We start from the raw sequence: 20,650 nt of genomic DNA on the forward strand, positions 1-20,650 counted from the left end.
CGGCGCCGGGACCACTCAGGGCCCGGCGCGCAGCGCGATCACGCACACCGGCCCGGTCCGGGCGCCTCGTGCGAAGGCGCCCGGGCCGAGCCGGCGGGAGTGCGTCGGAGCGGAGCGGACAGCCCCTACGCGTCGATGCGGGAGCGGTCCAGCGTGGCGGCCGAGTTGGAGATGAACTCCTTGCGCGGCGCGACGTCGTTGCCCATCAGCAGGTCGAAGACCTGCTCGGCGGCCTCCAGGTCGGCCAGGTTGATCCGGCGCAGGGTGCGGTGCCGCGGGTCCATGGTGGTCTCGGCCAACTGGTCGGCGTCCATCTCACCGAGGCCCTTGTAGCGCTGGATCGAGTCCTTGTAGCGGACGCCCTTGCTCTGGAACTCCATGAGCTTGTCGCGCAGCTCGCGGTCCGAGTACGTGTAGACGTACTTGTCCTGGCCCTTCTTGGGCTGGACGATCTCGATGCGGTGCAGCGGCGGCACCGCGGCGAAGACCCGGCCGGCCTCGACCATGGGCCGCATGTAGCGCTGGAACAGCGTCAGCAGCAGGCAGCGGATGTGGGAGCCGTCCACATCGGCGTCGGTCATCATGATGATCTTGCCGTAGCGAGCCGCGTCGATGTCGAAGGTACGGCCCGAGCCCGCTCCTATGACCTGGATGATCGCGCCGCACTCGGCGTTCTTCAGCATGTCGGTCACGGACGACTTCTGGACGTTGAGGATCTTGCCCCGGATCGGCAGCAGCGCCTGGAACTCGGAGTTCCGCGCCAGCTTGGCGGTGCCGAGCGCGGAGTCTCCCTCGACGATGAACAGCTCGCTGCGGTCCACGTCGTCGCTACGGCAGTCGGCGAGCTTGGCGGGCAGCGAGGACGACTCCAGCGCCGTCTTGCGACGCTGCGCGTCCTTGTGCTGACGGGCTGCGATACGCGTACGGGCGGCGGCCACCGCCTTCTCCATGACGACCCGGGCCTGCGCGGCGGCGTCCCGCTTCGCGGACGTCAGGAACGCCTTGAGCTCCTTGGAGATCACAGTGCTCACGATGCGCCGGGCCGCCGAGGTGCCGAGGACCTCCTTGGTCTGCCCCTCGAACTGCGGCTCGGCGAGACGGACGGTCACCACCGCCGTCAGGCCCTCGAGGGCGTCGTCCTTGACGATGTCGTCCTCGGCGACCCGCAGCATCTTCTTGGTGCGCAGCACCTCGTTGAGCGTGCTCGTCACGGCCTGCTCGAAGCCCGCGACGTGGGTACCGCCCTTGGGGGTGGCGATGATGTTCACGAACGACTTGAGGGTCGTGTCGTACCCCGTGCCCCAGCGCATCGCGACATCGACGTCGAGTTCACGGGTGACCTGGGTCGGGGTCATCTGACCGTGCTCGTCCAGGACGGGGACGGTCTCCTTGAAGGTGCCCTGGCCGGACAGCCTCAGGACGTCGCAGACCGGCTTGTCGGTGGCCAGGAACTCGCAGAACTCGCTGATGCCGCCGTCGAAGCGGAAGGACTCCTCGCCCTTGCTGCCGCCCTCGCCGAGCCCGTACTCGTCGCGGACGACGATGGTCAGGCCGGGGACGAGGAACGCGGTCTGGCGGGCGCGCTGGTGCAGGTTCTCCAGGGAGAGCTTGGCGTCCTTGAGGAAGATCTGGCGGTCGGCCCAGTACCGCACGCGTGTGCCGGTGCGGGTCTTGGGGATCTTCTTGGTCTTGCGCAGGCCACTGCCGGCGTCGAACTTCGCGTCGGGGCCCACCGTGGCGAAGGCACCGGGCACACCGCGGCGGAAGCTGATGGAGTGGGTGTTGCCGCCGCGGTCGACCTCGACGTCGAGCCGGGCGGACAGGGCGTTCACCACGGAGGCGCCCACGCCGTGCAGACCACCGGAGGCGGCGTACGAGCCGCCGCCGAACTTGCCGCCCGCGTGCAGCTTGGTCATCACGACCTCGACGCCGGACAGACCGGTCTTCGGCTCGACGTCGACCGGGATGCCGCGGCCGTTGTCGCGCACCTCGACCGAGCCGTCGTCGTGCAGGATCACGTCGATGTGGTCGCAGTACCCGCCGAGGGCCTCGTCCACGGAGTTGTCGATGATCTCCCACAGGCAGTGCATCAGACCGCGGCTGTCGGTGGACCCGATGTACATGCCGGGTCGCTTGCGGACGGCTTCGAGCCCCTCCAGGACGAGCAGGTGCCGCGCGGTGTAGTTGGAACCGTCCCGGTCTGCTCCTGCCAGCAGAGCTGTGGACGGCACGGACGTGTCGGCGGTCACGCGGTTCGCTCCTCGCTGAATTTCAAGTGGGGCCCGTCTGGGTACGGGCGCGGCTAGGGTCGCCGCTCAGAGGGTACCGAGGCCTGGTAGAGCCGTTGTAACGCCACCCTCGGTCCGAACTCAGACTAGTCCAAGGTCGCATGCATGTTCGATCCCTCGATGGGGTGAAGTACATATCACGTTCCCTTCGGCGCATGAACCATTTAGGCTCCGGGCACGTCCTCTTGAACAAACCGGCAAGCCAGCCGGGAGGACGGACACTGACAAACTGCGCGAACCCGTAAGAGACTTTGATACGTATTACGGCACATTCGCCGCCAACCGGCAGCAGACAGCCACCTCGAAAGATTTTTTCGAGGAAAAGCCCCGAGCGGGAACGTTTTCGGGCTGGTTGGATGTTGACCCTGGTACGACAGCTCGTCGAGCTAGAGAAGAGGCGACGTGACTACTGTTCTGACCCCCGCGAGCCCGCTGACGGCCGCTGACCGCTGCGACCGCTGCGGCGCCCAGGCGTACGTACGCGTCGTCCTGCTCAGCGGCGGCGAACTGCTCTTCTGCGCCCACCACGGGCGCAAGTTCGAGCCGGAACTCAAGAAGATCGCCGCTGAGATACAGGACGAGACGGAGCGGCTCACGACCGTTCCGAGCTCCGCTTCCGAAGAAGAGCGCTGACACCTCGCGTCCACGACGAGCCAGCACGGCACCATGCCGAGGACGGGCGGCCGACCCCGTGTCCCACAGGGTCGGCCGCCCGTCCGTGTCCGGCAGTCGCGCCGGTCCCGTCAGGCGCCGTGCCGCGACGAGCGCGCGGCGGTGTCCCAGTTCAGCTTGCGGATGATGTCGGAGACGCGCGTGTAGACGCCCGGACTGCCCGCCTTACCGCAGCCGCTCCCCCATGAGACCAGGCCTATCAGCCTCCCCTTGGCGACCAGCGGACCTCCGCTGTCGCCCTGACAGGAGTCCCGGCCGCCGACGGTCTCTCCCGCACACACCATGGCGTCGGCCCGATACGCGCCGTCGCGGCTCCCCGGATAGGCCGGATACGCGCCCTCGCAGAGGGCGTCGGCCAGGACGTGCACGCGCGCGGCCCGGAGTTCCTCGGCGTAGTCCCCTGCCCCGGTGACATCGCCCCAGCCGTAGACGGTCGCGCCGGTGCCCGCCGCGTACGCCGTGTCCCCCTTGGCCGCCATGCCTATGACCGCGCTCTGCGGCAGGGCTTCTGCGAGCGTCAGCACGGCGAAGTCCCCCACGTTGCTGTCGCTGTCGTAGTGGGGATTCACCCAGGCTTCCTTCACGGGAACCTCGCGCCCCTCGGCCGACCGCAGATCCGTGCGCCCCGTGATGACCTTGAGGTCGCGCACCTTCTCCACGGGCACCCCCAGCGCCTCACGCGAGAGGCAGTGGGCCGCGGTCAGGACGGTCGTCCGACCGACCGCCACGGCACCGCAGAACTGACCCGACCGCGTACCTCCGAACCGGTCACGGCTGGACAGGGCCACCGTCCACGGGCTCTCCGAGACGTCCACCGGAAAACCGCCGACGACTATGCCGTCGGCGGCCGCCGGAGCGGTGGTGGACAGCGGTATCGCGGCCATGGCAGCCGCGAGGACCAGCGGCCGGGCCAGTGCGCGGACAAAAGGTCGGCACATATGCGCTCCTCACTCTGGGGTGCCCATGAGAAACCCAGAGTCATTCAGGAGGCGGCATGCCGCACCCGCGCCGCGTACGCACGAAGGCCCGGCTCCCCGAGGGGAACCGGGCCTTCGCGGCGTACGACGGCGACCTAGTCGAGGTAGTCGCGCAGCACCTGCGAACGCGACGGGTGGCGCAGCTTCGACATGGTCTTGGACTCGATCTGGCGGATGCGCTCACGCGTGACGCCGTACACCTTGCCGATCTCGTCGAGGGTCTTCGGCTGACCGTCGGTGAGACCGAAGCGCATCGAGACGACGCCCGCCTCGCGCTCCGACAGGGTGTCGAGCACCGAGTGCAGCTGCTCCTGGAGGAGCGTGAAGCTGACCGCGTCGGCCGGGACGACGGCCTCGGAGTCCTCGATGAGGTCACCGAACTCGCTGTCGCCGTCCTCGCCCAGCGGGGTGTGCAGGGAGATGGGCTCGCGGCCGTACTTCTGGACCTCGATGACCTTTTCGGGGGTCATGTCGAGTTCCTTGGCCAGCTCCTCCGGGGTGGGCTCGCGGCCCAGGTCCTGGAGCATCTGGCGCTGCACGCGCGCGAGCTTGTTGATGACCTCGACCATGTGCACCGGGATACGGATGGTGCGGGCCTGGTCGGCCATCGCGCGGGTGATCGCCTGACGGATCCACCAGGTGGCATACGTGGAGAACTTGTAGCCCTTGGTGTAGTCGAACTTCTCGACCGCGCGGATCAGACCCAGGTTGCCTTCCTGGATCAGGTCCAGGAAGAGCATGCCGCGGCCGGTGTAGCGCTTGGCCAGCGAGACCACCAGGCGGAGGTTGGCCTCCAGCAGGTGGTTCTTGGCCCGGCGGCCGTCCTCGGCGATGATCTCCAGCTCGCGCTTGAGCTTGGGCGCGAGCTTGTCGGAGTTGGCGAGCTTGTCCTCGGCGAACAGACCCGCCTCGATGCGCTTGGCCAGTTCGACCTCCTGCTCCGCGTTGAGCAGGGGAACCTTGCCGATCTGCTTGAGGTAGTCCTTGACCGGGTCGGCGGTGGCACCGGCGGCGGCGACCTGCTGCGCGGGCGCGTCGTCCTCGTCCTCGTCGGAGAGCACGAAGCCGGCACTCTCGGCGCCCTCGGGCTCCTCCGTGCCGCCCTTGGCCTCCTCGAGCACCTCCTCCTCGATCAGCTCGGCGTCGTCCTTCTTCCCGCCGGACTTCTTGGCGGGTGCGGCCTTCTTGGCGACGGCCTTCTTCGCTGTCGCCTTCTTGGCGGTCGCCTTCTTGGCAGCGGCCTTCTTCTCAGGCGCGGTGTCCTCGGCCGGATCGTCGACGTCGTGGGCTGCCGGTGCGGCCGTCGAGGAGGTGGCCTTCCTCGCCGCCACCGTCTTCGCTGCGACCGTCTTGGTGGCGGTGCGCTTGGCCGGACTCTTCGCTGCGACGCTCTTGCGGGTGCGCTTGGGTTCTGCGGCACTGACCATCAGCGTCACACCCTCTTCCTCGAGGATCTGGTTGAGGCTGCGCAGTACGTTCTTCCACTGAGTGGCCGGAATCTGGTCAGCTTCGAAGGCCCGACGCACGTCATCGCCGGCGATCTGCCCCTCAGCCTTTCCCCGCTCAATGAGCGCCATGACAGAGACGGACTCGGCGATCTCCGGCGGGAGCGTACGGGATGTGCTGGCCGACACGAACAACCTCTCGGAATGTTGGAAAACGACTTCCGGCCCCGTCCACAGCGGACAGGAGCCGACCGCCGACTGGGGATTGGCCGACGGCGCGGGCGGGGGCCGGGAAGACGTACAGCGCCGTGAACGGCGTCCGTATTCCCTCCTCGGCTGTCACCTCTTAGGTCATCGCGCAGTTCCCGGGAGTGTTACGCCCAATCTGCGTGGCCCGGGTCACACCGCGTAAGCGCTCAAAAACGGTCAGATACGGGCAGAGGTGGTTATGGGTTGTTCCGATCAGCGGAGCTGCTCCGGGCCGTTCCCAACTGTTCCGGGCCGTTCCGGGCCGTTCCGATCAGTGTCGCCCCATCCCGAGCCCCTGGCCGTGCCGCTGGCCGTGCCGCTGCGCTGTCGGGTCTCGCCGCATCGAGGTGATGCAGCAAGACCCGACGGCACCGCTTCCCTGGCCTGAGGATGCCGGGGAAGAGGCATGCTCCGGGCCGCCTGGAGGCCGCAAAGCCCGGAGCCACACGGCGGGGAGCCGCGGGGTGACCTCGGGCACGCGGTTCGACAGAAGCGTCCGGGGCCGGCTCGGCCTGCTGGAGCACCGTGGGCTACCGGTGGCGTCCGCGCTTTCGCACCCGAGGCGTCGTGGCAGCCCTTTGGGTCCGAGGCGTCGTAGAAGCCCCTCGGGCTCGCGCTATCGCGGCAGCGCCTCGTCGCGGCGCCCTCGGCGCCCGGGAGACCCCGGGCGCCGAGGGCGCCGCGGAGGCACCGCACGGAGCACCTCCAGGTCGCGACGACCGCGGCACGCGGGGCACCGCCGGGCGGGAACGCCCGCTGGGCACCTTCGAGCCACGAGATCCGTGGCGTCGGGCCACGAGATCCGTAGCGTGTCGGCGCACCGCTGGGCGCGACGCCCGAGGGGACGCCTGCCGACCACTGAGTCCGCGGTGTGCCGCGATGCCGCCCAGGACGCCTCCCGACCGACCACGAACGTCCGCGTCCGCGGCGAACCGTCACACCCGAGGGGACACCTCCCGACCGTGACGCCTGCGGCGCGCGGTCAGTGCTCGCGGCTGGTGTCCGCCCGGGAGCCCGGCCACGAGTGGCGCGAGGGGCGTCGCCGTCCGGAGGCATTGCCGTACGCAGGCATCGCGGTCCGGGGGACTGCCCTCCGGGGGAACTGTCCATCGGGAAACCGCCCACCCGGGGAGGAGGACGGCCGACCCAGGTGGTCAGTGCTCGCGGGGGGCGGGAACCACCCGCTCCACCTCGGGGTGGACCGTCAGCAACTGACGCATGGCGGATTCGGCCGCCGCGCCGTCACCGGTCGCCAGGGCGTCGACGATCCGGCCATGGTGGGCCAGGGACGTCTCGTTCGGCCGGTCACAGCCCGTGACGGGGCCGCCCGAGACCTGGAGGGCGGCGGAGACGATGCCGGAGAGGTGCTCCAGCATGCGGTTGCCCGCGACCTGGATGAGCAGGGAGTGGAACTCGGCGTCGGCTCGGGAGAAGGTGAGCGCGTCGCCCTGCCCGAGTGCGTGGCCCATGATCTCGACCATGTCGGCCAGTCGCTGCTGGAGGTCCTCGCGCCCGTGCCCGGCGGCCAGCCGCGCGGCGAGCGGTTCGATCGTCCAGCGCAGCTCGTTCAGTTCCCGGCGCTGGTCTTCACGCTGCGGCCCGAAGGCGCGCCATTCGATGATGTCCGGGTCGAGCAGGTTCCAGTCACTGACGGGACGCACGCGCGTACCGACGTTGGGGCGGGCGCTGACCAGGCCCTTTGCCTCCAGGACGCGGAGCGACTCACGGACGACGGTGCGGGAGACCTCAAATCGCTGGCCGATCTCCTCGGGCACCAGCGGACGGTCCGCGCCCAGGTCGCCCGAGACAATCATCTGACCAAGCTGCTGAACGAGTTGGCCGTGCAGTCCGCGTCCGCGGCTTCCAGCGGCGCGTCGGCCCACACGGTTCATCTCCGGGTCCGCGCCCTCCCAGGCAGGGGCGCCGACCCGGTCGGGCACATGTGCCTCGGCGTACGGGTAACGGTCGAGTTCGCCCGGGCCGGGGAGACCGGAGTCTGCAGAGCGGGCGGGGGTCATCATGGTGTGCGCAAGGGTACTCACGGATCCTTTGTCGGCGCCGTTTCCAACTCCCTTGAGGTCTTTGGTGAAAAGCACACGAAAGGGTGATCGCTCACCCCGTCGCAATTGACGCCTTATCAGAAAGAAATGGACTTCCCCTGGCGAGGGGCGCGCAGCCGGGGACCGGAAGCGTGCCGGGAGCAGTCATCTCGCCCTGCTTCGAAGGGTCGTGACCGCGTATGCGCAGAGCAGCGCGGTCAGGGACAACGTCAGGGCGCCGCCGACGGGTTGGGAGATCACCCGTGCCACGGCGGAGAGATAACGCTCGCCCCCGAAGGGCCACTGCAGGAGGAACATCTCCCGCATTCGCATGGGAAAGCCGGCCGCGGTCCGCACGGAAGGCCCCTCAACGAGCCTCTGCACCAGGGGTACGACGAGGATCGGTACGGAAACAACGGCGGCGAGCCCGCCGGCGGTCGACCGGAAGACGCCGGCGGCCAGCACACCGGCCCAGGCGCACCCGACGGTGAGGCCCAGCCAACTGGCACTCAAAGAGAGCCAGTCCGCCGGAACCCGCGCGAGTTCCCTTCCGTATACGAGGTAGAGCACCTCGGCGTTGCAGCCCACCGTGAGGACGGCCAGGGCCAGCGCGGTCGCCCCGGAGACGGCGAGCTTGGCTGCCAGCAGCCCCAGCCGACGGGGCACGGTCCCGCGGTCGACCGCCAGCGCGGGGTGGCGGAACTCGTCCCCGAAGGCCAGCGCCCCGAGCAGCCCCGCGCCGATCGCCGCCGGCGGCAGCGGCACCTCGCTCGGCCAGGCGGCGAGCAGACGCTCGTGCGGAGTGTGCCCCAGACGGGCGAGAAGTACGGCGGTCAGCGCGGACACGACGAGCACGGTGGCGGCGGTGACGAACCCGGTACTGACCCCGGCCGCCCGCCGCAGCTCGTACCGCAGCGGCCGCAACGGACTGGGCGCGGCACGGACAGCGATGGGGGGCGGAAGCGAGGGCAGGGATTCGAGCTCACGGGACGTGACGGGGGCGGCGGGGCGAGCGGGGGGTGCGGCGCTCGTGCGGGTTGCAGCGCTTGCGGGGGTCGCCGGTGCGGTCGGGCGAGAAGGCCTGGCGAGACCGGCGGGGTGAGCGGGGGTCTTTGTGGGGCGGTGGGGCGCGATCGCGGGGGCCGTGGAGGGCTCCGCGGGCCCGAGGGAGGGTCTGACGGGGTCAAGGAAGTGCTTGGCGTGGCCGTTGGGGGGCTTGCTGGCGCCGTTGGCTTGGGTGGCGGCGGGCGAGGGGGTGGCGCGTCCGGCTGCGGGGGTGGACTGCGTGGTGGATCGAGCAGGGGTGGCGGGTGCTTTGGCGGGCTGTGACGTCGGGGCTGCCGTGGGCTCCGCGGGGTGCGGCTTCGGGGCTGCACCAGGGGCGGCGGGCGGGGAGGCGTTCGGCGCCGCGGCTGAATGCGGGCTCCCGTTCGTGGTCGGGGCCGGGTGCGGGGTCCCGTTCACCGTCGGGGCCGGGTGCGCGGTCCCGTTCGCCGCCGAGGTCGGGTGCGGCGCACCGTTCGTCGCCGGGTCGGGATGCGCGGGGCGGCCCGATGACGATTCCGGGTGGGGAGCCCGGATCGCCGACGATTCCGGGAGCGGCGCGCGGTTCGTGGCAGGGTCGGAGTGCGGCGAACGCTTCGCCGTCACGTCCGAGTGCGGCGCGCGGCTCGCCGCCGGGGACGCGGTGGGATGCGGTGCGGGAGCCGCGCCGTCCTTCGCCACGGCGTCCGGCCGCGCACCCGAGGCCGAGTCGGCGTCGGCATACGTGTCGGCGTAGATGTCCGCCGGTGGAGTGCGACGGGCCGGCGGAACCATGGTGGCGTGCGGGGTCTCGGACGTCGCCGCGACGACGTCGGCGGGCGCTTTGTCGACAGTCACCGCGTGCGTGTCGGAGCCGCTGGGTGAGGCGTCGGCGAGATCCTCGGAAGCGACGGCCGATACGCGTGCGTCCGACTCGGCCGAACCTGCCGCGGCGGCCTCCTGCTCCTGCACCCTCGCCTCGGGCTCTTCCTGATCCTGAGGTACGGCTACGTCGGCGCCCGCACCGGTGCCGGCGCCAGGCCCCATGTCCCCGATCTCATCAGCGAGTTGGAGTACGAGGATGCCGTGACGGAACGCCGTTTCACCGACATCGGCGCAGGTACTGCCGTAGACGGAGAGGCGATTGCCGCGCTCCTGCACCACCTCGACGGAGCGCCTGGCGGTACGGGCCTCCTTGGCGAGCGCGGCGGCCAGCCGGGTGGACTGCGGGCTGCGGACCGCGACCCGGGGTCGCAGCCGCGTACGGGCGAACTCGGCGGCCTCCTGGTCGGCGACGAGCCTGCCCCGCTCCAGCGTGACGACACGGTCGGCGGTGCGCGCCGCCTCTTTGGGGTCGGCCGTGGTGACCAGGACGGTGCCGCCTTGGTCGGCATGCGCGCGCAGCATCCCGAACAGCCACCGGCTCTCACGTGCGGAGAGCCCGTCCGCGGGGTCGTCCAGAACGAGGGTGTGCGGATCGGACAGCAGGGCGCAGGCCAGACCGAGGCGTCGGTCCATGCCGCGGGAGAGGGTGCCCAGTCGTTCCTCACGCAGACTGACGAGGCCGACGACTTCCAGGACTTCGTCGGCCCGCCGGACCGAGACTCCGGCAGCGGCGCAGAGCATCCGCAGGTGACCGTGGACCGTGCGCCCCGGGTGTCCGGGCACCTCGCCGAGCAGTACGCCCACTTCACGCGTCGGATGGGCGATGCGGTGCAGCGGGCGTCCCCTGAAGTAGGTGAGTCCACGGCCCTGTTGCAGTTCGAGCATCAGTCGGAGCGCGGTGGTCTTGCCCGCGCGAGCGTCTCCGAGCAGCGCGGTGACGCGGCCGGCGCGCGCTTCGAAGGAGACGTCGTCGACGGCAGGCGGAAGGCCCTTGCGGGGATTGCTGGTCAGTCCGAACGCCTGGATCACCTGTAGTAAGATACCGGGCCATTTCGGGTTTTTCGGGCATCGAACTGCTCGATTCACAAGCCGGATCGGACACCTCGGACCCGTGTTCGCCTGTCGAGTCCGCACTCGAATCCTGGCGTGGTGGGCGGAAGCCCTCTGTCAGACCTCGGGCCGCAGCATCGGAGGGTTGAGCAGCGTGGCACCGCCGGCGCGGAACAGCTGGGCCGGACGCCCGCCCTGACGGGTCGTCGTACCGCCGGTCGGGACGAGGAAGCCGGGCGTCCCCGTCACCTTGCGATGGAAATTGCGCGGGTCGAGTGCCACGCCCCACACCGCCTCGTAAACCCGACGCAGCTCGCCGACGGTGAACTCCGACGGACAGAATGCCGTGGCCAGCGACGAGTACTCGATCTTGGAACGGGCGCGCTCTACCCCGTCCGCCAGGATCTGCGCGTGGTCGAAGGCGAGCGGGGCCAGGGGCTCACCGTCCCGGCCGTAGCCGCCCTGCTCAAGCAGTTCCTCGACCGGGGCCCAGCGCGCGTTGCTCGCGTCGCCGCCCGCACGCGGTGCGGGCAGGTCGGGAGCCAGCGCGAGGTGCGCGACGCTGACCACGCGCATCCGCGGGTCCCGCTTGGGGTCCCCGTACGTCGCGAGCTGTTCCAGATGGGCACCGTTGTCCTGGGCGGGCACGGACGGATCATGGACGCACAGCCCGGTCTCCTCGGCCAGCTCGCGTGCGGCCGCCTGCGACAGATCCTCGTCGGCCCGCACGAAGCCGCCGGGGAGGGCCCAGCGCCCCTGGAAGGGCGGCTCACCCCTGCGCACCGCCAGCGCACACAGGGAGTGGCGGCGCACGGTCAGCACGACCAGGTCCACGGTCACGGCAAAGGGCGGAAACGCTGACGGGTCGTAGGGCATGTCCGCGATCATAGTCGTCTGCCTGACGATAAACACTCCCTTCTCCAGCCGCTTCGACGGCTGGTCCGGATCCTCGTGGCAGGAGTCCCCTGCACCGGTTCAGGCCCTCGGCGCCGAGGCATCCTCCGAGGTCACCGTCCGAACCGACATACAGGAGGCGCCCGGCGCCAGGACCGGATGCGGGGGCACGGTTCGGCCTTCCGACGTGCGCCGGGTGACGACCGCTCGCACCAGAAACTGCCTGGCAGCAAGATCACCAGTGTGAGGGCGTCCAAGGGCCGATGTCAGTACGACGTCACACCCCCAACTGAAGCCCACCGGCCGCTTCCTCGACCATGGCGAGGCCGAGGCGGCTGACTCTCGCGGAGAACGGCGCGCCCGCCACCCGGAGTCCCGTCAGCCCGACCTCACCGAGGGGCGCGCTGCGCACGGGCCGCAGGGTGACCGTGCCCGCCGGGACGTCCGGTCGGATGCCGACGAGAGTGGTGAGCAGCAGAACACCCGCGGCCGCGGCCGTGGCGGCCGGACGGGAGGCGGCAGGGTGCGGAAGTGGCGCGCTCCCGTCGGTCCGCTGCTCCCCGGCGTACATCTCGGGCAGTCGATACCCGAAAGCCTCGGCCGCCGCGAGAATGCCGCGCAGCAGCGAGCCGGCCTCCCTCTCGTACCCGGCGGCAGCCAGTCCCGCGACGGCGACGGCGGTCTCCTGGACCCTCACGGCACCCCCGCGGTGGGCGAAGGGGTTGTAACCCGCTTCCTTGAGTCCCAGTCCGCGCAGCCCCCAGCCCGAATCCATCGCCGGGCTGCCGAGGAGCCGGGCCACTTGTTCCGTCCGTACCCGGTCGAGGAGCCCCTGCGCATGCTCTCCCCCGCCCAGCAGGCCGGTGTCGAGGAGGTGAGCGGCGGCCGACCCGATGTACGGCACGGGGCGGCCGTCCGTCGTGAGGGCTGCCGCGGGTCTGCCGCCGCCGGGATCGTCGAGCCAGAAGTCCTCCCGGAAGGCCGCTCGCAGCGCTCGCGCCCAATCCCGGAGCTCGCCGCCGCCGGGCCTGCCGTAGGCGTCGAGCAGGTCCGCGCCGAGCAGCGCCGCACGGTGTGCGTGGGCCTGTGTCTCGCAGCGGACGGGACCACCGGGCTGCGGGTCGCACAGGTACGGGCCGTCGCCGACGACGATGCGCAGCCAGGTGAGGCAGCACTCGGCCGTGGGCAACAGTTCCTCTGTTTCCCGCTCCGGCAGTCCCCACCGTCGGGCCTCCGCGAGCAGCGTGGGGAAGAACAGGGTGGCCTCGGTGCCGGTGCACCCCGGTGGCAGGTGTCCACCGGCGTCCCGGCGCGGCCCGGGAATCATGCCGCGCTGCTTGTCGGAGGTCGTCCGTTGCGCACGGGCGAGCGTGCGCAACGTACCCATGGCAAGGCGGGTGCCGAGTGGCAGCGCCATTCGGGCCGCGGCAAGGGCCTCGGCGGGGGCAAGACCACAGCGCCACGGCGCTCCGGCCGCGAGATGCGTATCGGTCGGATGCGCGGGATCTCGCAACAGCAGACCCTGAAGGTCGTCGATGCTGGTCCGCAGGAGCGCCTCGACCCCGGGGTCGTCGCCCGTTGCGCGGGCCACGGCGAGCGGGCTCGTGGCCGCGCGGCCCACCGCCCGAACGGGGCCCGCCCCGTCCAGGCGCACCCGGAGTTCCACGCTCGCGGCACCCCCCGGGGGCAGGTCCAGCTCCCAGCGCAGAAGCCCCGCGGAGGCGAGTGCGTCGGCGGGCGGTGGGTCAGCCGTCACGTACGAGGTCCCGGCAGGAGACGACCAGCGCAGGCCGCAGTCATGGACGCTGGCGGAAACCTCCGGTCCGGTGACGCCCGAGGCGATCACACCTAGCGGCGCCAGGTCCGTGCCCAGGGCGACCTCGACCGGCACGCGCAGGGGCCGGGACGTCGCGTTGTTCAGCGTGATCCGTTCCGTTCCGTCCGCGTGCCGGGTGCGCTCGACGATGACGTCCGGGTCCGGCCCGGGGCTGGGAGAGATGCGCAGGGTCCCCACGAATCGGGCCCGGTCGGCGCCGTGCATTCGCGCCTGGACGGCGAGCGGTTCACGTGAGGCCACACGGACCTGGCAGCGCGAGAGCAGTCGGCGGCCGGCGCGGTAGAAGCCTTCCAGCCCCTGGCCGGTCAACTGCCCATGTTTCGACGAGACGACAAGGCCGGGAAGCGCCACGCAGATCATGACTTCGTGGGTGGCCGGCAACTCTCCCGGGCGCTGTGGTGACGGTGTGGCCGGGAAGTGCCGGGTCGACGGTGGGGCGGCCGGGAAGGGATCGGAGGGCCTTCGGCGTGGCCGACTCGCGGACAACAGTTGCTGCGGGCGCTGGCCAGAGGGGTGCGGGGCCGGCGCACCAGGGGATGTCGTCCAAAGCGGTGTGGCGGCGGGTGCCTGGGGCGACGCGGGGCCGCGCGCTGTGGAGCGGTGCGGCACTCCACTCGCGACCTTGAGCTGGGTCGAAGCCCCGGTCTCGGCCTTCAGCCAGGGTGGTGCCCCACCGTCCGCGTTCAGTCGGGGCGATGCCGAGTCGTGCACCGTCGTCTCACGGTGCCCGATCCCGTCGGTGCGTGGTGGCGGGCCGCTGCCCGGTCCGGGACGTGTGGCGGATCGGCCGCTGACGGAGCGGTCGTCGGCGGAGGGCGGAGTCGGCTGGTACATAGGGCGACTTCCTCTGCGCTCGGTGCGCCTCGGGCGTGGTCGGGGACAACGGCGGGGCGGCGAAAGGGCACGGCGGTACTCCGGTGCAGGCGGTTCGGACGTTCCGCCAGTCAGGTGAACGGCACCGGGCTCCTCCGGGTCACGCCCTTGCCCCGGCAGCACTGCCGGCCCTTCGCCGAATCGGGAGCATTCAGTGTCGTCACGGGTGGTCCGTTCGACCACGGCCCGTGACCGCAAAGCGCCCCTGCGAGCCAGCCGGGCGATCGCAGCTCTCACCCCCCAGAGCACCCCGACGAGCCAGCCCGGCCACCACAACCACCGATCCCAGAGCTCCCCACGAGCCACCCCCACAACCACCGACCTCCAACCCCCGTGGACCGGGCAATCCATCGACCGGTCACCCGGCCGACCGACACCCCGGCAACCCGACGACACCCAGCAGCCCCCAGCCAGCGCTCACATGTCCCCCGGCGCAGCACTGCCGCCGGGCGCCACGCCCCCGCGGTGGGCGCCGCGACGCCGCAACGCGGCCTTCCCGCTCGTACGCGGGCGCGTACCACCGCTCCTTCCGACGCCGGGACCCGTATTGCGCCTCCGCCTCGTGCGCGGCAGCGCGGGCGACGTCCCGTCCCCTGCTGCCTCAGGTGCCGCGGCCTCGGGCGAACCGGAATCGGTATGGGCCGCATCAGCTGACGCGCGGGCCGGGCGATTTTGCCGCGGCGGCATCACCGCTGCCTGTGTTCGCATCGGCTCGCCCCCGTCGACACCACGCGACTCCGTGGAACAGCTGTCCTGCACGCCATCGGTTTGCTCCACTCCGGGGCGCCAGTGGCCGCTGTTCTCGCGTTCCGTACGCAGGCAACGACGGATCGACTCCGGATCCAGTCCTTCGTTGATGGCCTGGTGCAGGAGGCGGGCGAACAGATAGTCGGGGTCGGCGCCCAAAGCCATGGCGAGTGCCTCGCGTGCCTCCAAGTCGTCCCCGGTCGACCACGCGACCCAACCCGCGAGGGTGAGTGGCGCCGCCGCGTGTTCGCCGTAAGGGCCGACGCAGCGGCGGGCCAGGGCACGCCAGAGCCGCAGTGCGGGACCGGCCTCGTCGCCCTCCATCCACTCGGCCGCCCGATCACGAGTGGTGCGGTCCTGAAGTCCGAGGATCAGCCTCGCGGCCTCGTCGTTCCCGATCAGTTCGTCATCGCGCAGGTCTGCCATGAGCGCGCCGGACACGGGAGCGGCGGCGGCGAGACGGAGCATGGCCTCTTCAGACCCTCGCAGGGTCTCCTCACCAACGGCCGGGCGACTGGATTCGTCCAGCATCCTGGGGACGAGAGCCACACTGCCGGCGTCCAGGGCCGACTCCTGTTCCAGGACCGCCGCCGTTTCCCACGGCAGGAGCCTGGCGCGCAGCTCACGCAGGGTGCCGCGGACCTGAATACCCGCGTAAGTCGCCGCGGCGGCCAGCACGGACGTACCGGGCAGGCCCATCGGCAGGCCCTCGGCCGGGCAGCAGCGCTCATTCCCGCAGCAGTACGACCAGAAGCGACCGTCCGAGATGCACAAAGCCTCGATCACCGGCACGTCGAGAAGGCCGCATTCCACGCGCAGGTTCTGAGCCAGCGGGCGGAGCCGCTCCATGACCTGCCGTCCGGTTTCACCCTTGCCCGGCTCCTGGCAGAGGTAGGCCACCATCTGTTCGGGCTTGTTTCCCCGGCGTGCGCTACCCGTCACCAGGCCGTGCGCCAGTTGTGCGGCCACGGGCAGCCAGTCGTCCGGGTTCCTGGGAATACCGAGCCGCGCCCGACCGCCGAACCTGCCGCGCCCGCCGCGGTCGTGCAGCGTGACGAGCACGATGCTGTCCTCGGGACGGTATCCGAGCAGGTAAGGCAGGGCGTCGGCCAGCTCGGCCGGCGTGCGGAGGGTGACGTTGTGCGCGCCGTCCGCTCCGTCGAACGGAATGCGGTCGCCGCTGCTGATACGCCGCGCACACGTTGCGTCGTCGTCACGCCTTTCACCTGCACCGTGACTCTCCTGTCCTTCGCCTCCTCCGTACCGCTCATGCCCCCTGGGCCTGTGTCCTCCCTCCGACCGCCTGACGTCGTCGTCCTCGAAGGGTCCAGTCGTTTCGCCGTGGTTCGTCATGCGCCGACGATCTCGCGGATGTTGAAGTTCCGCTTGGGCCTGTGGATAAGTCCGATCAGGGACACGTCACGATGCGTAACGGCACCACCCACGCCGGGATACGACTCGCCTTGGGACACGTCACCTAGCCGACAACAGATCCAGCCCTCCCACGCAGACACCCTCCCGATGTCTGGACGGACCCGCCCGATGTCAGTGCCGTCCTGTTGTATGGAACGCATGGAGCACACGAGCAACGCGGATCTCCGGGCGGAGGCCGATACGGTCCTCGCCCGGCTCGTCGGGGACCCCACGGGCACTGCCAGGCTGCGCGAGGACCAGTGGCGGGCGATCGAGGCGCTCGTGGCCGAGCGGCGCCGGGCCCTGGTGGTGCAGCGCACGGGGTGGGGCAAGTCCGCGGTCTACTTCGTGGCGACCTCATTGCTGCGCGCCCGCGGCAGCGGCCCCACAGTGATCGTCTCGCCGCTTCTCGCGCTGATGCGCAACCAGGTCGACGCCGCCGCCCGAGCCGGTATCCACGCGCGGACCATCAATTCCTCCAACACCGAGGAATGGGATGCCGTTCAGGCGGAGATCACCGCCGGTGAGGTCGACGTCCTGCTCGTCAGCCCTGAACGGCTCAACAACCCGGACTTCCGGGACCAGGTCCTGCCCGAACTCGCCGCCGCGACCGGCCTCCTCGTCGTGGACGAGGCGCACTGCATCTCCGACTGGGGTCACGACTTCCGCCCCGACTACCGCCGGCTGCGGACCATGCTGACCGACCTGCCGCAAGGTGTGCCGGTGCTCGCCACCACGGCCACCGCCAACGCGCGCGTGACGGCGGACGTCGCCGAGCAACTCGGCACGGGCGGCACGTCGGACGCGCTGGTGCTGCGCGGCCCGTTGGACCGCGACAGTCTGAGCCTGGGCGTGCTGCAGCTGCCGGACGCGGCACACCGTATGGCCTGGCTCGCCGATCACCTCGACGAGCTGCCGGGCTCGGGAATCATCTACACGCTCACCGTGGCCGCCGCCGAGGAGGTCACCGCGTTCCTGCGCCACCGCGGGCACACCGTCTCCTCGTACACCGGGAAGACGGAGAACGCCGACCGCCAGCAGGCCGAGGACGACCTGCTCGGCAACAAGGTGAAGGCGCTGGTCGCGACCTCCGCCCTCGGAATGGGCTTCGACAAACCCGATCTCGGCTTCGTGGTGCACCTCGGCTCGCCGTCCTCCCCGATCGCCTACTACCAGCAGGTGGGCCGCGCGGGCCGCGGCGTGGAGCACGCGGAGGTCCTTCTCCTGCCCGGCAAGGAGGACGAGGCGATCTGGGAGTACTTCGCCTCCCTCGCGTTCCCGTCCGAAGAACTGGTGCGCCGCACCCTGGACGTGCTCACGCGCGCGGACCGGCCGGTGTCGCTGCCCGCCCTGGAGCCTCTCGTCGAACTGCGCCGCTCCCGGCTGGAGACCATGCTCAAGGTGCTCGACGTGGACGGAGCGGTACGGCGCGTCAAGGGCGGCTGGGTCGCCACGGGTCAGCCGTGGACGTACGAGGCGGAGCGCTACGACTGGGTGGCCCGGCAGCGCAGGACCGAGCAGCAGGCGATGCGCGAGTACGCGGCGACATCGGGCTGCCGCATGGAGTTCCTGCAACGCCAGCTCGACGACGAGGGGGCCAAGCCCTGCGGACGCTGTGACAACTGCGCGGGGGCTCGGTTCGCGGTGGACACGTCGACGGTGGCGCTGGACGCCGCGCGGGTCGACCTGGCACGGGCGGGCGTCGAGGTGGAACCCCGCCGCATGTGGCCGACCGGCCTGCCGGCCATCGGCATCGACCTCAAGGGACGTATCCCGGCCGGTGAGCAGGCCACGTCAGGGCGTGCGCTGGGGCGGCTTTCGGACATCGGATGGGGCAACCGGCTGCGGCCGATGCTCGCCTCGCAGGCACCCGACGGCCCTGTGCCGGACGAGGTGGCGAACGCCGTGGTGGGTGTACTGGCCGACTGGGCCAAGGGGCCCGGCGGCTGGGCGTCAGGGGCGGCGGACGCCCCCGCGCGTCCCGTCGGCGTGGTCACCGTCGCCTCACGCACTCGCCCGGCACTGATCGCGTCTCTGGGCGCCCGCATCGCGGAGATCGGCCGGCTGCCACTGCTGGGCTCGGTGGACTACGCGGTCGACTCGCCGCCGGTTCCGCGAAGCAACAGCGCCCAACGCCTCAAGGCACTCGACGGGGCGCTGACCGTTCCGCCCGCGCTCGCCGCGGCGCTGGCCGAGGCCGGGGGTCCCGTGCTGCTCGTGGACGACTTCACGGAGACCGGCTGGACCCTCGCTGTGGTGGCCCGCATGCTGCGTCGCGCCGGGGCGGAGGAGGTGCTTCCACTGGTTCTGGGCATCCAGGGTTGACCAGGAGTACGTGCCCAGTACACCCAGGCTTCACTCAAGGCCCCGCCGGGTACGGATATAAGCCACAGACCGTTCATTAAGGGTCGGCGGCCCCAATTGCTCGTTGCCGCATCCCAGTTCGACAGGAAGAATTGAGTTCCGCTCCCGCACGGCTCATTCGTGTCCCGGTTGGGCTCTGCTGTGGTGCGCGCTCCCCCGAACCCGACACCCCGCCCTCCGTGTGGGCGCGTAGCCGAAGGGAGGATCGTGACCTTCGGATTCGCTCCGTCCTCCGCGGCATCCACGTCGACGTCCACCAACCTGTCCGCCGCATCCTCCAACCCCGCGACACGTCTGCTCGAACCCGCGGAGTGGGCGGCCGCCGGCATCCCGCTGCTGCGCAATCCCCGCGAGGTCGTGAGCGGCCTGCACGCGCGACACCGCCCCGGGCCCGAGACCGCGATCGTGGCCGTGCTCGATCCCGACGAACGACTCCGGGCCAGCGCCTCCTTCAGCAGGCGCGCGGCCGCCGCCGACGGCTGGATGTTCCGCAACATCCTGCTCGCCCAACTGCGTCGAGTCATCCCGCACGATCTGCGTCGACGCACTCCCGTGCGCACCGCGGTGCTTCTCTACTGCCGTGAGGGCGATGCCCGTTGGACGGAGGAGGACGGAGCATGGATGTGGGGCCTGCGTGACGCCTGCACGCTCCACGGACTGCGCTGTGGCGCGTACGTCACACTCACGCGTGACGGCTGGCAGGTCCTCGGCGAAGGCCGTGGCGGGCGCCGCCCCAGCTCCGTCTCGGCCCCCGAACCCTTCGCCACGTCCGAGGCGCCGCCACCGCCTCCGCGTACCGGCGGCGCCGCTTCCGAGGTCCTGCGTCGCGCCGCGGCCCGCTGAACTCACGGTCCCGGCCATCGCAGTCGCCGGACGACGGCGCGTGACGCAGGCCGAGGCAACCTGCGACGCAGACAGATGTGAACCGCTGCAACGCCGCACACCCGAGCAAGACGAACCAAGCCGCCCCGGCCACGAGTCGTGCTTGAGCAATCGCGCGCGGCTACGACCCTCCCGGCACCGCCCGGGGCGGCGGCGCCAGCCGACGACTCACATCCCCGTCCCGGTGAGGTGGCGCCGACCGATGACTCAGGCCCCGTCCGGCGTCACAGCGCGCCCAGACCGTCGGGTCGAACCCGCACGCCCGGACATCGGGACATGCCGAAGTGTCCGCTGTGCGGATCCCGTCGGGAGGCTGCTCGCCGACCCGCGGTCCCGGGACCTACCGGGACCGGCTCAGACGCCCGCGCCGAGCACCGAGTTGATCTGCTGCGGGTCGCCGCAGACGATCAGCAGGGTGCCGGTCCGGCTCAGGGCCAGCGACAGGACGGTGGACACGGCTTCGGCACCGCCGTTGACGGCGACGACGACCACGGGACGCGACGCGGCACGCTCGACCACGGCGGCGTCCGCGTAGAAGACGTCGTCGCGAGCGTCGTGCTGCGCCCAGTAGGACGCCTCACCGAAGGACAGCTCATGGGCGGCCCACGGGTGCGGTTCACCCGTGGTGATCACCAGCACGTCGCTGGGGGCGCGGCCGGACTCCAGGAGCAGGTCCACGGCCTCCTCGGCGGCGTCGAGCGCCCCCTCGGCCGAAGCCGGGATCAGCTGGATCTGCGGGGTCGCCGAACTCGAGGCGGGCGTGGTGTGGACGGCCGGACCCGCGGGTCCGGGCTTGGTCGCGCCCCCGTGAGGCGTACGTTGCCCCGGCGACGCGGGCCGGAGAGGGCCGGGACGACCAGGACGCGACGGAGCCGCGGGGCGGGGGCCGGGTACGGGACGAGGGGTCGGCGCGGTACGGCCACTGGCCGGCGTGGCGCGGGGACCCTGGGCACTCTCGTGAATCTGAGGCTCCTCGGGGATGAGAGGCATGAGTTGATATCTATCAAACGTA

The 20,650-nt window shown here is 71.0% G+C and carries 12 protein-coding genes; 3 read left to right on the forward strand and 9 right to left on the reverse strand.

What is annotated here, in order from left to right; translation table 11 throughout:
* Positions 1–125: 125 nt before the first annotated feature.
* Positions 126–2,249: a DNA gyrase/topoisomerase IV subunit B gene (locus DN051_RS11380; RefSeq protein ID WP_053760755.1), complete on the reverse strand. Its 2,124-nt coding sequence runs from the start codon at positions 2,247–2,249 to the stop codon at positions 126–128.
* A gap of 441 nt (positions 2,250–2,690) precedes the next feature.
* On the opposite strand from DN051_RS11380, the gene DN051_RS11385 reads away from it, so the two are divergent.
* On the forward strand, positions 2,691–2,921 hold the full coding sequence (locus DN051_RS11385) for a DUF7455 domain-containing protein (RefSeq protein ID WP_053760754.1): 231 nt from the start codon (positions 2,691–2,693) through the stop codon (positions 2,919–2,921).
* Between the two features lie 110 nt (positions 2,922–3,031).
* Here DN051_RS11385 and DN051_RS11390 read toward each other — a convergent pair whose 3' ends face one another.
* From DN051_RS11390 to DN051_RS11420, 7 genes are all read right to left on the reverse strand, one after another.
* A complete protein-coding gene (locus DN051_RS11390) occupies positions 3,032–3,898 on the reverse strand; it encodes a S1 family peptidase (RefSeq protein ID WP_053760753.1) in 867 nt (288 codons plus the stop codon).
* Between the two features lie 134 nt (positions 3,899–4,032).
* Positions 4,033–5,571 (reverse strand): RNA polymerase sigma factor, encoded by a 1,539-nt coding sequence (locus DN051_RS11395; protein ID WP_053760824.1) that lies wholly within the window; start codon positions 5,569–5,571, stop codon positions 4,033–4,035.
* Between the two features lie 1,214 nt (positions 5,572–6,785).
* Entirely contained in the window at positions 6,786–7,673 is an 888-nt protein-coding gene (locus DN051_RS11400) for a FadR/GntR family transcriptional regulator (RefSeq protein ID WP_053760752.1), read from the reverse strand.
* Positions 7,674–7,835: 162 nt separating this feature from the next.
* Positions 7,836–10,607 (reverse strand): ATP-binding cassette domain-containing protein, encoded by a 2,772-nt coding sequence (locus tag DN051_RS11405; protein ID WP_112438641.1) that lies wholly within the window; start codon positions 10,605–10,607, stop codon positions 7,836–7,838.
* Between the two features lie 138 nt (positions 10,608–10,745).
* Positions 10,746–11,504: an NUDIX hydrolase gene (locus DN051_RS11410; protein ID WP_053761406.1), complete on the reverse strand. Its 759-nt coding sequence runs from the start codon at positions 11,502–11,504 to the stop codon at positions 10,746–10,748.
* A gap of 295 nt (positions 11,505–11,799) precedes the next feature.
* Positions 11,800–13,719, reverse strand: a complete 1,920-nt coding sequence (locus DN051_RS11415; protein ID WP_112438642.1) for a glycogen debranching N-terminal domain-containing protein — start codon at positions 13,717–13,719, stop codon at positions 11,800–11,802.
* A 930-nt stretch (positions 13,720–14,649) separates the two neighbouring features.
* Positions 14,650–16,332, reverse strand: coding sequence for a DUF4192 domain-containing protein (locus DN051_RS11420; protein WP_079001413.1), 1,683 nt, complete (start codon positions 16,330–16,332; stop codon positions 14,650–14,652).
* A gap of 219 nt (positions 16,333–16,551) precedes the next feature.
* Here DN051_RS11420 and DN051_RS11425 point away from each other — a divergent pair, with 219 nt between their 5' ends.
* Both DN051_RS11425 and DN051_RS11430 read left to right on the forward strand, forming a co-directional pair.
* Positions 16,552–18,717, forward strand: coding sequence for a RecQ family ATP-dependent DNA helicase (locus DN051_RS11425; protein ID WP_112438643.1), 2,166 nt, complete (start codon positions 16,552–16,554; stop codon positions 18,715–18,717).
* Positions 18,718–18,963: 246 nt separating this feature from the next.
* Entirely contained in the window at positions 18,964–19,599 is a 636-nt protein-coding gene (locus DN051_RS11430; protein WP_053761397.1) for a hypothetical protein, read from the forward strand.
* 393 nt (positions 19,600–19,992) lie between these two features.
* On the opposite strand, the gene DN051_RS11435 is transcribed toward DN051_RS11430, so the two are convergent.
* The gene (locus DN051_RS11435) at positions 19,993–20,628 is read right to left on the reverse strand and encodes a hypothetical protein (RefSeq protein ID WP_079001411.1); all 636 of its coding nucleotides are present in this window, start codon (positions 20,626–20,628) and stop codon (positions 19,993–19,995) included.
* Between the last annotated feature and the right edge of the window lie 22 nt (positions 20,629–20,650).

This window comes from Streptomyces cadmiisoli (genome assembly GCF_003261055.1).
GTDB classification, from domain to species: domain Bacteria; phylum Actinomycetota; class Actinomycetes; order Streptomycetales; family Streptomycetaceae; genus Streptomyces; species Streptomyces cadmiisoli.